The organism is Kitasatospora sp. NPDC005748 (genome assembly GCF_040630735.1).
Lineage (GTDB): Bacteria > Actinomycetota > Actinomycetes > Streptomycetales > Streptomycetaceae > Kitasatospora.
In genome coordinates, this window is record NZ_JBEXYD010000019.1 from 53,930 (window position 1) to 67,493 (window position 13,564).

13 protein-coding genes are annotated in these 13,564 nt (G+C 74.1%); 4 read left to right on the forward strand and 9 right to left on the reverse strand.

Annotation, left to right across the window (positions count from 1 at the left end):
• Positions 1–425 precede the first annotated feature (425 nt).
• From ABZ495_RS16855 to rpe, 3 genes are all read right to left on the reverse strand, one after another.
• The gene (locus tag ABZ495_RS16855; protein ID WP_359836546.1) at positions 426–1,385 is read right to left on the reverse strand and encodes a pirin family protein; all 960 of its coding nucleotides are present in this window, start codon (positions 1,383–1,385) and stop codon (positions 426–428) included.
• A 161-nt stretch (positions 1,386–1,546) separates the two neighbouring features.
• On the reverse strand, positions 1,547–2,608 hold the full coding sequence (locus ABZ495_RS16860; protein WP_359836548.1) for an alpha/beta hydrolase-fold protein: 1,062 nt from the start codon (positions 2,606–2,608) through the stop codon (positions 1,547–1,549).
• Positions 2,609–2,813: 205 nt separating this feature from the next.
• Positions 2,814–3,497 (reverse strand): ribulose-phosphate 3-epimerase, encoded by a 684-nt coding sequence (gene rpe, locus ABZ495_RS16865; RefSeq protein ID WP_329486720.1) that lies wholly within the window; start codon positions 3,495–3,497, stop codon positions 2,814–2,816.
• 370 nt (positions 3,498–3,867) lie between these two features.
• On the opposite strand from rpe, the gene ABZ495_RS16870 reads away from it, so the two are divergent.
• Positions 3,868–4,725 carry a hypothetical protein gene (locus ABZ495_RS16870; protein WP_359836550.1) on the forward strand — a complete coding sequence of 286 codons (858 nt, stop codon included), beginning with the start codon at positions 3,868–3,870 and terminating at the stop codon, positions 4,723–4,725.
• 114 nt (positions 4,726–4,839) lie between these two features.
• Here the strand turns inward: ABZ495_RS16870 and ABZ495_RS16875 are convergent, their stop codons facing one another.
• The 5 genes from ABZ495_RS16875 to ABZ495_RS16895 form a co-directional block, all read right to left on the reverse strand.
• The gene (locus ABZ495_RS16875; protein ID WP_359836552.1) at positions 4,840–5,628 is read right to left on the reverse strand and encodes a C39 family peptidase; all 789 of its coding nucleotides are present in this window, start codon (positions 5,626–5,628) and stop codon (positions 4,840–4,842) included.
• A gap of 105 nt (positions 5,629–5,733) precedes the next feature.
• Complete coding sequence (locus ABZ495_RS16880; RefSeq protein WP_359809328.1) at positions 5,734–6,285, reverse strand: DUF4188 domain-containing protein; 552 nt, start codon at positions 6,283–6,285, stop codon at positions 5,734–5,736.
• A gap of 131 nt (positions 6,286–6,416) precedes the next feature.
• On the reverse strand, positions 6,417–7,019 hold the full coding sequence (locus tag ABZ495_RS16885; protein ID WP_359809327.1) for a TetR/AcrR family transcriptional regulator: 603 nt from the start codon (positions 7,017–7,019) through the stop codon (positions 6,417–6,419).
• 189 nt (positions 7,020–7,208) lie between these two features.
• Positions 7,209–8,195: an aldo/keto reductase gene (locus ABZ495_RS16890; protein ID WP_352290815.1), complete on the reverse strand. Its 987-nt coding sequence runs from the start codon at positions 8,193–8,195 to the stop codon at positions 7,209–7,211.
• Positions 8,196–8,381: 186 nt separating this feature from the next.
• Positions 8,382–8,762 (reverse strand): helix-turn-helix domain-containing protein, encoded by a 381-nt coding sequence (locus ABZ495_RS16895; protein ID WP_359836554.1) that lies wholly within the window; start codon positions 8,760–8,762, stop codon positions 8,382–8,384.
• Positions 8,763–8,991: 229 nt separating this feature from the next.
• Between ABZ495_RS16895 and ABZ495_RS16900 the strand changes: the two genes are divergently transcribed.
• Both ABZ495_RS16900 and ABZ495_RS16905 read left to right on the forward strand, forming a co-directional pair.
• Positions 8,992–10,182, forward strand: coding sequence for a serine hydrolase domain-containing protein (locus ABZ495_RS16900; RefSeq protein ID WP_359836556.1), 1,191 nt, complete (start codon positions 8,992–8,994; stop codon positions 10,180–10,182).
• 453 nt (positions 10,183–10,635) lie between these two features.
• The gene (locus ABZ495_RS16905) at positions 10,636–11,850 is read left to right on the forward strand and encodes a serine hydrolase domain-containing protein (protein WP_359836557.1); all 1,215 of its coding nucleotides are present in this window, start codon (positions 10,636–10,638) and stop codon (positions 11,848–11,850) included.
• 107 nt (positions 11,851–11,957) lie between these two features.
• Here the strand turns inward: ABZ495_RS16905 and ABZ495_RS16910 are convergent, their stop codons facing one another.
• Positions 11,958–12,785 carry an alpha/beta hydrolase gene (locus ABZ495_RS16910; RefSeq protein ID WP_359836559.1) on the reverse strand — a complete coding sequence of 276 codons (828 nt, stop codon included), beginning with the start codon at positions 12,783–12,785 and terminating at the stop codon, positions 11,958–11,960.
• Positions 12,786–12,862: 77 nt separating this feature from the next.
• Between ABZ495_RS16910 and ABZ495_RS16915 the strand changes: the two genes are divergently transcribed.
• Positions 12,863–13,513 (forward strand): sigma-70 family RNA polymerase sigma factor, encoded by a 651-nt coding sequence (locus ABZ495_RS16915; RefSeq protein WP_359836561.1) that lies wholly within the window; start codon positions 12,863–12,865, stop codon positions 13,511–13,513.
• Positions 13,514–13,564: the final 51 nt, after the last annotated feature.

The window sequence follows — 13,564 nt, forward strand, 5'->3', positions numbered from 1 at the left end:
CGGCGCTGCCACCTGGGCGATCATCCGCCGGTGCGCCTCCGCGGGGAACGGGTTCCCCAGGCCCCCTGCCGCAACCCGCCTCGCCCGCCTCCCGGCCCCAAACGCCCTCGTCGACGTGCCGGCTCCCGGACGGCCCAGAGAAACAGGCCGTTCCACGCGTACCTGGAATAGCTTTCGATGACATGTCGGATCCCCCCTAGCTAGGGGGCGGCTTTGACGCCGAGCGCAAGCCAGAGCACGGCGACCGCGTCCGGTGGCCGGCCATCGGGCACCGTGACCGCCGCAGCCAGGGTGGTGGCGGAGCGGCCGGGCAGGGGGATTCCCAGCCGCTCCACCGGCTCTTTCGTGCGGCCGGTGCTCACTCGGCGGCGCCGAGCAGCATGTAATCCAGCCGGGACGAGGTCAATGGCCTCTATTTCCGCAGGTCAGCGCACTCGACCCCGAGCCTTCAGGGGGATGTCGGGAAGCGAGGGCGCACGCAGGCGGGCGCCGTCGTAGCCGTGGACCTCGCCGAACCGCGAGCTCTTCTCCCAGTCGTTGCGCGCCTGGAGGATCTCCTCACCGGATCGGCCGATGAAGTTCCACCACATGACCAGCTTCTCCTCGAACGGCTCGCCGCCGAGGAGGAGGACGGCGGCGTCGGTGCGGGCCAGGAGGGGGAGTTCGCGGCGGTCGGTGCCGAGGTAGAGCATGGAGCCCGGTTCGACGCGGACGCCGTCGACGTCGACGCTGCCGGACATGGCGAGCACGGCGTACTCGAAGCCGGGCTCCAGGGGGAGCTTGAGGTCGGCGCCCTCGGTCAGGGCGAGGTCGGCGCCGACCAGGGGGGTGTAGGCGGTGCCGGGGGAGGTCGCGGTGTCGAGGCTGCCCAGGATGACGGTGCCGCGCAGGCCGGGGGCGGTGACGACGGGCAGGTCGGCGTGGTGCTCGAAGGCGGGGGCGGTGTGCCGGTGGGCGTCCGGGAGGGCGACCCAGAGCTGGGCGCCCTCCAGGAAGCGGGCGTGCGCGCGCGGGGACTCCTCGGAGTGGGAGATCGCACGGCCGGAGGTCATCAGGCCCAGCTCGTAGGGGCGGACGGTCTGCAGGCTGCCGAGGCTGTCGCGGTGCAGGACCTCGCCCTGGTGGAGCCAGCTGACCGTCTGCAGGCCCATGTGCGGGTGCGGCGGGACCTGCATGCCGGGCTCGTCGGCGATGTCGTCCGGGCCGTAGTGGTCGACGAAGCACCAGGCGCCGACCATCCGGCGGCCGAGGTTGGGCAGCAGGCGGCGCACGACGGTGCTCTCACCCAGCGGGACCTGGCGTCCGGTCAGCAGTTCGCGGACCGGTCCGGCGCCGGACTCGCCGCCGCAGGGGGTCGGAGCGGGCTTCTGGTCGAGGTTGCTCATGTCGCGGATCCACCACCGTACGGGTCGGGGCCGGCCGGGGCCGTGCGGTCCGGGCCGGAGGGGCGTCGACAATGATCATCCACCATGCGGGGGCGGCGCTCCACCCACTCCGGACGGCCGGCCCCCGGTGAGCCGATCAGCCGGCCCCCCGCCCCGCCCCGTCAGCCGGCGCCGCGGCCCGCCAGCGCGCGGCCGAGGAAGGCGACCGCGTCCGGCAGGACCTTGCGCCAGTACGCCGCGTCGTGGACCCCGGGGGTGAAGCGGGCCTGGACGGTGTCGCCGGCCAGTTTGCGGGCCGCGTCGCAGAACGGGTCCTCGGTGCCGCACCAGACGCCGATCGGGCGGCCGTGCGGCTGGTCCTGGTGGAGCAGCGGCTCGTTCTCGCGCCAGTCGGCCTCGTCCTTGAAGACGCCCACCGCCTTGGCGTCGCCCCAGCTGCGGAACAGCGCCGGACTGAGTACCGCGACCGGGCCGAAGCCGGCGCCCCGGTTGCGGGCGTAGCGGAGCGAGCCGAAGCCGCCCATGGATATGCCCATCGCCGCGTCGGGCGCGCGCAGCCCCTGCTTGGCGAGCCAGCCCGGCAGCTCCTCCAGCAGCATCTTCTGCGGGTCGTCGCCGGACGGTGTGCGCCGCCAGTAGGTGGCGTCGCCGCCGTCGACGGCGACCACCGCGAACGGGGGGACGCCGGCCGCGATGGCGGCCACCAGGATCTGCGGCAGTCCGAGGTCGGTCCACGCCTGGGCGGTGGCGCCGCGCCCGTGCAGGGCGACGCAGACCGGCAGGTCGGCCGGGCGGGCGATGCCCTCCGGGACGATCGTTATCATCTTCACCGCGGCGCCGTTCCGGGCCGCCGAGTGCTGCTCCTCGCTGCGGAGCGAGGGGACGACGGCCGTGGCGCCGGACGGTGCCGCCGTACCGGTGGGCGCCGTGGCGGGGGTCGTACCGGCGGCGGAGGGCACGCCCGGGCCACCGGAGCCGCCGGACCGGCTGCCCGGGCCGTCCGAACCGCCGGACAGGGCCACCGCGGTACCGGTGCCGACGACGGCGAGGCCGCCGAGGCCGAGGCCCGCCCTGAGCAGCCGGCGCCGCCCGAGCGTGCCGGGGCCGAACGCCCCCGGGCCGAACAAGCCCGTGCGGGCCCGGCCGGTCACGCCGATCACGGGCGGCGCGGCGGGCGGCGGCGCCATCACGGGCGGCGGCGGGGCGACGGGGGGCGGCGGCACCGGAACACCGCCCGCCACCCCGACACCCACCGCTCCGACACCCACCGCTCCGGCGTGTCCACTCCCCTGCTGGTCCAGGTCCACGGTTCTCCCCTCCGACAGTCAGCCGGCACTGTACGTCGGGCCCGGCCCGCGGGCCGCACCGTGTCCGTCACAGCTGATCAACAACTCGTCACCGCGGCCCGGGGGCGGTGTCCCCGACGACTCAGTGCTTGCAGGCCCACCAGGAGTCCGCGGTCGCCGCGTCCGCGAGCGCGCGCAGCTTGGCGACGGCCTCGGCCGGGTCCTCCGCGCCGTACACCGCCGAGCCGGCCACGAAGACGTCCGCGCCGGCCTCGGCGCAGCGCTCGATGGTGCTCGCGGAGACCCCGCCGTCCACCTGCAGCCACAGCTCCAGGCCGTGCTTGTCGATCAGCTGCCGGGTGCGGCGGATCTTCGGCAGCATGATGTCCAGGAACGCCTGGCCGCCGAAGCCCGGCTCGACCGTCATGATCAGCAGCATGTCCAGCTCGGGCAGCAGGTCCTCGTACGGCTCGATCGGCGTGGCGGGCCGCAACGCCATGGACGCGCGGGCGCCCTTGGCCCGGATCTCCCGGGCGAGCCGGACGGGCGCGGCCGCGGCCTCGACGTGGAAGGTGACGGAGCCGGCGCCGGCCTCGACGTACTGCGGGGCCCAGCGGTCCGGCTCCTCGATCATCAGGTGGCAGTCGAGCGGCGTGCCGGTGGCCCGGGCGAGGGCCTCGACCACCGGGACGCCCAGGGTCAGGTTGGGCACGAAGTGGTTGTCCATCACGTCGACGTGCAGCCAGTCCGAACCCCTGACGGCCTCGGCCTCGTCGGCGAGCCTGGCGAAGTCCGCGGACAGGATGCTGGGGTTGATCTGCGCCATTTCCGATGCTTCGCTTCCTACGAGGGTTCCCGGCGCCCGAAACGGCCACCTCGCCCCATCATCTCGCGGGGAGCGGGCGGGAACTGAACGGCGGACCCTCCCCGTGACCCGCATCACACCCGCTCGGGGGTTAACGCGAGCGCCGCCGTGGTCATCAGCCCTGTGAAACCCGTCGTTCGCACCTCCGGCCGCCCTCGTTCCCGCCCCTTTTCCGCCACACACCCTCCGCGGAGCCCGCACCGGAACTCCCCCCGCGGGCCCCTGCCCGCTCCGCGGAGCCACCCCCGCCCAGCTCCCTCACGCAGCCGCAGAATTACCCCCTCCCACCCCCTCACGCACTCTTCGTGCTCACTCCGAGGAAGGTCCTCCGTTGGCCGATCTGGTCCATCCCGCCCGGGCCCTGTGGTGGCTCTTCGAGCCGGTGCACGCCGTCACCTACTTCTCCCCCGAGGGCCGCGCGGCGTTCGAGGAGGCCGGACTGCGCGGCGGCTGGCGCGGCTACTTCGCCGGGCGGGCGGCGCCGCTGGGCGCGGTCGACGCGCCGCCGGTGGTCGCCGCGTTCTTCAACTTCGCGCCCTCGATGGTGGAACGCGCCCTGCCGGACGTCTGGAAGCGGGCGGATCCGGACAGCGCCCTGGCGGCCCGGGTCGCGGGCGCCTCGGCGGCGCTCGCCCGGCTGCTGGAGCACGTGGAGCCGGAACAGGTCGAACGGGTGGCCGACCTGCTGGAGCGGGCCGTCGACCGGCTGGACTGCGCGGGCCGGGTGCTGGCCGCCGCCAACGCCGCCGTCCCCCGCCCGGCCGGCCTGTACGGACGGCTCTGGCAGGCCGCCACCGTGATGCGCGAGCACCGCGGCGACGGCCATGTCGCGGCGCTGGTCTCCGCCGGGCTGGACGGTTGCGAGGCGCTGGTGGTGCGCTGCGCGCTGGACGTCCGCCGCGAGGTGCTGCAGCCGATGCGCGGCTGGACCGACGAGGAGTGGGCGGCCGCCACCGCCCGTCTGGTGGAACGCGGTTGGCTGACGGAGCGCGGCACGATCACCGAGTGCGGCCGGATCCGTCACCAGTCCCTGGAGGCCGCCACCGACCTGGCCGCCGCCCGGGTGTGGGAGAGCCATCCGCGCACCGAACTCGACCGGCTCGCCGCCGCGCTCACGCCGATCTCGGTGCTCTGTCGCAGTGCGCTGCCCCCGATCAACCCGATCGGCCTGCCGGCCACCACGGCCTGACACCGAGGACCTGATCCATCGACACCGGACGCCCGGCACCGGCCACTTCGACCGCCGGTGCCGGACGGCCGGGCCGATGGCCGGTTCCCCCCAGCCGCCCGATCCGGCCGCCGCTCAACTCCCCGCGTCCGCCGCACCCGCCGCACCCGCCGCCCCCGCCGCGTCCGCCGCGTCCGCCGCCCCCGCCGCGTCCGCCGCGTCCGCCGCCCCCGCCGCGTCCGCCGTCTCCGCCGCCTCCCGCTCTCCCGCCTCGGCCGACCGGCCGTGCGCCGGCGGGCCGAGCACGATCCCGCGCCCCGCGTAGAACCGGTCGAACAGCCGCCAGGGCACGTGCGCGTAGGCCTGCGACTCCCCCGCGAACCCGGACGGGTTGTGGATCACCAGCGCCGTGCCGGTGACGCCCACCGCCAGCACCAGGTGCCCGCCGCGCCGGTGCGGCTCGGGCCCCTCGGGTTCGCGGATCGTGGGGTGCACGGACAGCATCACCAGGCGCCCGGCGGTCACCTCCGCCGCCACCTCGTCGGCCGTCAGCTCCCGCGCCTGCGCGGCCAGTCCCCAGCGTTCCCGGACATACGCGGCGAACGGCGTGTGGATCAGCCCGTGCAGCCGCTCGCCGTCCCGCTCGTACGCACCGGCCGCCAGGCACTCCGCGGCCAGCGGGACCTGCGGCGGCGCCACACCCCACCAGCGGTCGAGCGCCATCCGCAGGCACGCCACTCCGCAGAGCCGCCAGGACCAGTACGCGTAGTCCTCCGGCGTCTGCGCCCCCGACTGCCCCCAGCGCGGGTCGTCCGCCGCGCCCACCGATCCGTCGATGATCTCCTGTACCAGCTCCGGGGATTCCCACTGCGCGTAGTACGGCACCTCGTGCACCACGGCCGCCCGGCCACCGCTCTCCACCATCCCCCGACGCTCTCACGCCGCCCGGCCGCCACGGGCCCGCGACACACACTCGCTCAGGCCGGGGCCCGGGCGGCCCGCCGAACCCCCCGGGGGTCGCCCGGCCTACTACTGCGGCGCCGTCCCGCCCCCGGATGTCTCCCCCGGCGCCTTCCGGCCCCCCGCCGCCGAGCGGTAGGCGAGCCGGTCCGACGCCCGGCGCCCCCGGCTCTCCAGCGGCAGCGACCCGTGCGCCCCGGCCAGCCCGAACGGCGGCATGTCGAAGTAGATCGCCTCGTACGACCCCTCCGGCACCATGTACGTCTCGTGCCAGAGCCCCACGTGCCCGCGGACCTTCCCGGCGCGTATCTTGCGGTTCACCATCCCCCACACCTTGTGGTGGAAGGCGTCCGGCGCGGACGCGTAGGCGTACAGCTTCTCCTTGGACTCCCAGTACTGGACGATGTAGTACGTCCGGGGCGAGGCGGTCAGGAGGATGCGGCCGCGCAGGCCGCGTTCCGGCTCCTTGGCCAGGTCGTGGAGCATGCGGAACATCGCCGCCATCACCGGCATCCAGTGGTGGACGGCCCAGAAGCGGTTGATGCGCATCCCGATCAGCAGCACCACGGTGTCCCCGGTGACGGCCGCGGTGGTGTATCCCGGAGTCGGTTTGGCGAACATGTGTGCCCCCAGCTCTCTGCTCCACCTATGTAAGCGGTGATTACATCAGCGAGCGGGAGTCCGGTCAAGGCTCCGCGTGCCCTCAAATCCGCTACCGGAAAAGGTGGTTGACGACCGGGACTGACACTCGGTCAGCTCCGGCCGGCGATCCCCTGGCCGAAGGTGTCCAGCACCCGCACCGCCAGCTCCTCCGCCTTCTCCGGCGGCAGGTACCCGTCCAGGATCATCTGCGCGAGCCCGTAGACCAGCGCCTGCCCGGCCAGGCCCACCAGGGCCGGGTCCCCGGGGCGCAGCCGGCCCGCCTCCTGGTCCGCGACGATGAAGCCGGTGAGCGCCTCGTCGATCCCGGCGAGCCGCTCCCGCAGCTCCGGCTGCCGGGAGGCGGTGAACACCCGGGAGCGGACCAGCTCGAACCGGTGCGGGTGATGGATGGTGTAGCGGACGAACCCCAGCCCCATCGCCTTCATCGCGGGGCCCTCGCTCCGCTGGATCTCGGCCAGTTGCCACCGTTCGAAGTCGGCCAGCACCTGGTCCGCCAGCTCGGTCAGCAGCGCCTGCCGGTCGGGGAAGTGCCGGAACGGCGCCCCCGGGGACACGCCCGCCCGCCGTGCCACCTCCCGCATGGTGACCTTCGCCTGCCCCTCCTCGTCCAGCAGCGCCAGCGCCGCCGCGACCAGCGCCGCGGGGAGGGACCCGTGGTGGTAACTACTGCGCTCGGCAGGCCTTTCCGTCATGTCAGCCAGTGTTACCACAGCCCACCGGGGTGACCGGCGGGTACGCCGAAGGCCCGCGGCCCACCCGTGCGCGCCGCGCCGAAGCCCTTCGCGCCGCGCCCGGGACCGGGGCACGGCGCGAAGGGCGCGACGAGCGGGATGAGACGAGAGGGACGGGACGAGAGACGCCGCGCCAGAGGCCGGCCCGTCCTACCAGGCGTAGTCCTCCGGGGCGGGGCGGTGGCCGGGGAAGATCTCGTCCAGGCGGTCGAGGGTCTTCTGGTCGAGCTTGAGGTCCAGCGCGGCGACGGCCGCGTCGAGGTGGGCGGCGGTGCGCGGGCCGATGATCGGCGCGGTGACCACGGGGCGGCTGAGCAGCCAGGCGAGGGCGAGGTCGGCCGGGTCGGCGCCGAGTTCGGCGGCGAAGTCCTCATAGGCCTGGATGCGCTCGCGGTTGGCCTCCAGGACCTCGCTCGCATGGCCCATCGCGCCGCGGACGGCGGCGCCCTCGCGCAGCTTGCGCAGCACGCCGCCGAGCAGACCACTGCGCAGCGGGGACCACGGCAGCAGGCCGAGGCCGTAGTGCTGGAGGGCGGGGACGACCTCCAGCTCGATCGTGCGGTCGATCAGGTTGTAGAGGGACTGCTCGCTGACCAGGCCGAGGAAGTGCCGGGAGCGGGCCGCCTCCTGGGCCTGGGCGATGTGCCAGCCGGCGAAGTTGCTGGACCCGACGTAGATGATCTTGCCCTGGGCGACCAGGACCTCCATCGCCTGCCAGATCTCCTCCCAGGGCGTGTCCCGGTCGATGTGGTGCATCTGGTACAGGTCGATGTGGTCGGTGTTCAGGCGGCGCAGGCTGGCCTCGACGGCGCGGCGGATGGCGAGCGCGGAGAGCCGGCCCTCGTTCGGCCAGTCGCCCATCGGCGCGTACGCCTTGGTGGCGAGCACCGTCCGCTCGCGGCGGCCGCCGCCCTGGGCGAACCATCTGCCGATGATCTCCTCGGTGCGGCCCTTCTGGTTGCCCTCCTCGTCGCGGCCGTAGGAGTTGGCGGTGTCGAAGAAGTTGATGCCCCGCTCGTGGGCGGTGTCCATGATCTGGTGGGCGTCGGACTCCGTGGTGTGCGGGCCGAAGTTCATGGTGCCCAGGCAGAGTCGGGAGACGGTCAGGCCGGTACGGCCGAGATGGGTGAACTCCATGCTGCCCACCATCTGCCGCACCGGCCCCGCTGTCCAGCACATTCCCCCGACCGGATAGCAGGTCCGGCTGGTCCGGCGCCCGGCGGGTCCCGCGCCCGGCGCCGGTCGAACACCGCACCGGCCGGGACAGTCCGACAGCACAGGCCGGACAGCGCAGTCCGGACAACACGGGCCGGACGCAACACCTCAGGCGTCGAAGCGGCTGCGTGCGGTCTCGATGTGGTCGAGGTTGCGGCGGGTCCAGTCGCACATCCGGTGGACGGTGTCGCGCAGGCCCAGGCCCGGCTCGGTGAGGGTGTACTCGACCCGCGGCGGCACCACGGGGAACACCCGCCGCTCCACCAGCCCGTTGCGCTCCAGCATGCGCAGGTTCTGGGTCAGCATCTTGTGGCTGATGCCCTCCACCTCGGCACGCAACTCACTGAACCGCAGGGTGCGTTCACCCACGGCCTCGATGATCAGGAGCGCCCACTTGTTGGCGACGTCCGAGAAGATCTCCCGTGCCAGGGAGTCCGCCCGCCGGAGGTCCGCCTCCTCGGGCGAGTCACCGAACTGCTTGGTCACCATGAGGTTCCCCCGTCACGGGAAAGTGCGTTCTTCCATGTCAGCGCTCACTCTCCTACGGTTCCTGAGTAACCACAAGTGACCACGGACGGCGCGGAACCGGGGCGGGGCAGGCCCGTTCCGGCCCCTGCTCCCCCCGTAAATCGTTCGTGGCCGGGCCGCCCCGCGCCGTACCGTGGGCCAGTCGATGATCTTGGCCGCCGGGTGCGGTCGCACACGGAGGGACGGACCGATGCAGCAGCACCAGGGGTGGGCCGACGAAGGGTTCGGGGCGGTCGCCGACGCCTTCGCGCGCAACTACGCCGACTTCCCCGAACTCGGCTCCGCCGTCACGGTTTTCGCCGGCGGCCGCAAGGTCGTCGAGCTGTCGGGCGGCGTCGCGGACGAGCGCACCGGCCGGCCGTGGGAGGCCGGCACCGTCGTCCCGGTCTTCTCCTGCGCCAAGGGCCTCGTGGCGATCTCGGTCCACCTCCTCGCGCAGCAGGGCCTGCTCGACCTCGACGCGCCGGTGAGCCGCTACTGGCCCGAGTTCGCGGGCCCGGACGCCGATCCGAAGCGCACGGGCCGGTACGACAAGGACGCGATCACCTGCCGGATGGTCCTGGGCCACCGGGCCGGGCTCCCGGCCCTGGACGCCGCGCTCTCCTTCGAGGAGATCGCCGCCTGGGCGCCCGTCGTCCGCGCCATCGAGGAGCAGCAGCCGCTCTGGGAGCCGGGTACGACCTTCGAGTACCACGGCCACGTCTTCGGCTTCCTGCTCGGCGAGGTCGTCCGGCGGATCACCGGCCTCACCCCGGGCGCCTTCTTCCGCCGGACCATCGGCGAGCCGCTCGGGCTGTCCGCCTGGCTCGGCCTTCCGCCGTCCGAACTCGGCCGCCTGGCGCGGCTGGTGGAGGCCGAGGGCCGCCGCCCGCTGCCCGGCCCGGAGCACCTGCTGACCCGGATCGTGACGATGAACGGCGCGCTCGTCTTCCCCGGCCTGGACGAGCCGCGCGGGTGGAACGACCCGGCGCTGCACGCCGTCGAGCTGCCGGGGGCGGGCGCCGTCGCCTCCGCGACCGGTCTGGCCGGCCTGTACGCGGCCGCCGTCACCGGCGTCGAGCGCACCACGGGCGGGCGGAGCGAGCGACTGCTCTCCCCGGCGACCGTCACCGACGCCGTCCGTGAACTCTCCTCCGGCGCCGGCTTCCTGGGCTTCGACCTGGGCGCCCGCTGGGGCTCGGGGGTCCTGCTACCCTCGCCGTCGTTCCGGCCGATGCTCGGCGCCCGCAGCTTCGGCAACGACGGCGCCGGCGGCCAGTTCGCCTTCGGTGACGACGAGTTCGGCATCGGCTTCGCCTACACGGCGAACCGCATGATCGGCCACGGCGACGCGCGGGCCGATCGCCTGGTCGAGGCCGTCCGCGACAGCCTCGGCGACTGACCACCTCACCTTCGCGCGCGGGCCCCGGCGCACGGGGGCCCGCGCGGCTGCGCCCGTACGCCCCCTTTCGGCCTGACGCGTCCATGACTAGAGTCCCGGGCACACGCCGTCGAACCGTGGAGAGCCCCTCATGTGCAGAAGACCGAGCCCCACCGGAACCGCCGCCGCCACCCCCGGAACGCTCGACACCCGAGCCGTCCCCGATGCCCTCGCCGTCCCCGACACTCCCGGTAAGCCCGCCACGCCCGGCACGCCCGGCACGCCCGACTGACGCCGCCACCCCGCACCTGGCCTCCGCCCCCTCTCCACCGCTGCCCGATCGGACCGGTATGACGGGGGGTTAGCCCCACCCTCACCTGGGCGGACAGCAGGATCGTCCCGGACGGTCGCCCCTGGACATGCTGGGACCAGCACCTACCGCTGGATTCCCGACGATCACCCAGGAGTTGCCCCGTGCGCGAGCAGGCATCGCAGAGGTTCCGTTCTTCCGACCGGCAGCAGGGCGGTGGCCGGCGCAGGGCCCTGCGGGCCGCGGCCGCCGTGGCCGGGGGCGCCATGACGATGGGGCTCCTCGCGGCGCCCGCGGCCTCCGCGGCCTCCGGGACGTCCGCGACCTCCGGGACGTCCCGGCCGGACGCCGTCCAGCAGGGGCTGACCGCGCTGCTGCAGTCGGACGGCACTCCCGGTGCACTGGCGAGCGTCACCGACCGGTACGGCCGCACCCGCACCTACACCGCGGGGGTGGGCGACGTGACGACCGGCGCGAAGGTGCCCGACGACGGACAGGTCCGGATCGGCAGCAACACCAAGGCCTTCACGGCGGCGGTCGTGCTGCAGCTGGTCGGCCAGCACAGGATCGACCTCGGCGCCAAGGTCGAGGACTACCTGCCGGGCCTGGTCCGCGGCGAGGGCGCCGGGGCGGGCATCGACGGGAACGGCATCACCGTCCGCCAGCTCCTCCAGCACACCAGCGGACTCCCCAACTACAGCAAGTACCTCGACGACGACGTCCGCTACTACGACCCCCGCGAGCTCGTCGGCATCGCGCTGCGGCACCCGGCCGACTTCGAGCCGGGGAAGGGCTGGGCGTACAGCAACACCAACTACGTGCTGGCCGGCCTGATCGTCGAGAGCGTCACCCACCGGTCGCTCGCCACGGAGATCGATCGGCGCATCATCAAGCCGCTCGGTCTGCGCCACACCTACTTCCCCGCCCCCGGTGACGCGACCATCCGGGAGGCCCACCCCCACGGCTATTACCGGGACGAGGCGGGCGCCCTGGTCGACATCACGGACATGGACCCCTCCTGGGGCTGGGCGGCGGGCCAGCTGGTCTCCACCAACTCCGACCTCAACCGCTTCTACAGCGCGCTGCTGACCCCCGGCCGCCTCCTCCTGCCCGAGCAGCTCCGCCAGATGCAGGACACCGTTCCCGCCGAGGAGACCTTCGGCCCCGGCGCCGGTTACGGCTTGGGCCTGGTGAGCATGCCGCTGCCGTGCGGCCCCGGCGTCTACTGGGGTCACGGCGGCAGCTTCCCCGGGTTCGAGACCCGGGGCGGCGTCACCACCGACGGCCGGGCCGCCAACGTGGCGGTGACCGTCCAGCTGACCGACCAGCCGTCCCGGTCCCGCGTCGACGACGTGGTGCGCACGGCCCTCTGCCGCTGACCCGCACCGGCCCGCACCCGGCCCGGACAACCCGCCGGCCCGTCACCCCGGGGAAGCCGGCCCACGCCACCCCGGGAAAAGCCCGGCCCGGACAACCCGCCGGCCCGTCACCCCAGGAAGCCGGCCACCGTCGCCACGAACCGGTCGGCGTCGTCCAGCCACGGGTAGTGGCCAGCCCCGGGCTGGACGACCGGCTCGGCGTCGGGGAACAGTGCGGCGAACTCCGCGACCGGGCGCGGCGGGCTGTTCAGGTCGAACTCCCCGGTCAGCAGCAGCGCGGGCGAGGGGAGGGCGGCGAGCGCCGCCCTGGTCGCCCCGGGGGTGAAGGCGCCGTCGGCCGCGAACCGCTCGACGGCCTCCGGGTTGCCGGGCCGCCCGGCCTCCTGGACCTGGCGCGCCGCCGCGTCCCACCGCCCGTGGAAGAACGGGTCGACGGCCGCCCAGTCGGTGCCGGTCCCCTCGGTGATCGCCTCCAGCGCGGCGTACGCCGCCGGGAACCACGGCTCGCCGCTGCGCAGCCGCGCCACCTCGCGCCGGGTCCCCCCGTCGATCTCGATGCCGACGGCCCGCGTCCCGGGGCCGACCAGCACCAGCCTGCGGACGTTCGCCGGGTGGCGGGCCGCGTACTGCGTGGCGATGTTCGCGCCGGCGGAGTGGCCGAGCACGTCCACCCGGTCGAGTCCGAGGTGGCGGCGCAGGGCCTCGACGTCGTCGACCAGGCGGTCGCAGCGGTACGAGGCGGGATCCTCCGGGAGGGCGGAGCGGCCGGTGCCGCGCAGGTCCGGGACGATCAACCGCCGGTGCGCGGACAGGCCGCCGAGGTCGCCGAGGTAGCGGGAGTCCGCCGGACCGCCGGGGATGCAGAGCAGCGGGTCGCCGTCCCCGTGGACGCGGTAGGCGAGTCGGGTGCCGTCAGGTGCGGAGTAGGTGGGCATGGCAGGGATCATGGCACTCATAACCAGGTTATACAACCCGGTTATGGGTAGCGCCGCCGCAGGTGTATAACCGAGTCATGGCAGGCGACCGCGACACCCACCCGACGTACGAGACCCTGACCGAGGACCAGGCCGAGCGGATCATCGCCGGCATGAACGAGGTCATCCGGGCCGGTGAGGAGATGCGGACCCTGCGCACCGAGATGATCCAGGTGCTCGTCGGCCTCGGCTGGAGCCAGAGCAGGATCGCCCGGCTCACCGAGATGAGCCAGCCGGCCGTCTCCAAGCAGGTGGCCAGGCACGGGAGCGGCGAGCCGCACCCCCCGCTGGACGTCTCGCTCGACCAGCACGACACGCCCTGGCTCGAAGGGCGCCTCTGGGGCCTCGCCGAGGAGGTCTCCGAGACCCTCGACGACCGCGCCCACTGCACCCGGCACGTCACCGCACTCGCCCGGGGCCGCAAGCGCTTCACCCCCCAGGGCGTCGACGAGCTGCGCCGGCTGCTCGAAGAGGACCTGCGAGTGCACCGGGAGCGGCTGCCCGGCAGCCACCGCGCGGCCTACGACGCGATCAGCCGGGCCCTGGACGTCCCCGCCGCGCGTACCGCACCCCCGGCCGGTCCACCGAAGGCCGCCATGGCCTCCGCCTCGGTGCGCCGCGCCCTCGCCCACCGGGTGCAGCGCGACCGGCTGCGGGGCGGCGAAGCCGGGACTTCCGCGCAGAATTGACCCACCGAATCCCCTGCGGAAAGCACCATCTCGCGGGCCGCATCCGCTCCT

Bases quoted from the DNA above. Each gene is read 5' to 3' on its own strand.
- ABZ495_RS16875 (WP_359836552.1), bottom strand. From the start codon at position 5,628: ATGGTGGAGAGCGGTGGCCGGGCGGCCGTGGTGCACGAGGTGCCGTAC.
- ABZ495_RS16900 (WP_359836556.1), top strand. From the start codon at position 8,992: ATGCAGCAGCACCAGGGGTGGGCCGACGAAGGGTTCGGGGCGGTCGCC.
- ABZ495_RS16890 (WP_352290815.1), bottom strand. From the start codon at position 8,195: ATGGAGTTCACCCATCTCGGCCGTACCGGCCTGACCGTCTCCCGACTC.
- ABZ495_RS16880 (WP_359809328.1), bottom strand. From the start codon at position 6,285: ATGTTCGCCAAACCGACTCCGGGATACACCACCGCGGCCGTCACCGGG.
- ABZ495_RS16855 (WP_359836546.1), bottom strand. From the start codon at position 1,385: ATGAGCAACCTCGACCAGAAGCCCGCTCCGACCCCCTGCGGCGGCGAG.
- ABZ495_RS16895 (WP_359836554.1), bottom strand. From the start codon at position 8,762: ATGGTGACCAAGCAGTTCGGTGACTCGCCCGAGGAGGCGGACCTCCGG.
- ABZ495_RS16915 (WP_359836561.1), top strand. From the start codon at position 12,863: ATGGCAGGCGACCGCGACACCCACCCGACGTACGAGACCCTGACCGAG.
- rpe (WP_329486720.1), bottom strand. From the start codon at position 3,497: ATGGCGCAGATCAACCCCAGCATCCTGTCCGCGGACTTCGCCAGGCTC.
- ABZ495_RS16910 (WP_359836559.1), bottom strand. From the start codon at position 12,785: ATGCCCACCTACTCCGCACCTGACGGCACCCGACTCGCCTACCGCGTC.
- ABZ495_RS16885 (WP_359809327.1), bottom strand. From the start codon at position 7,019: ATGACGGAAAGGCCTGCCGAGCGCAGTAGTTACCACCACGGGTCCCTC.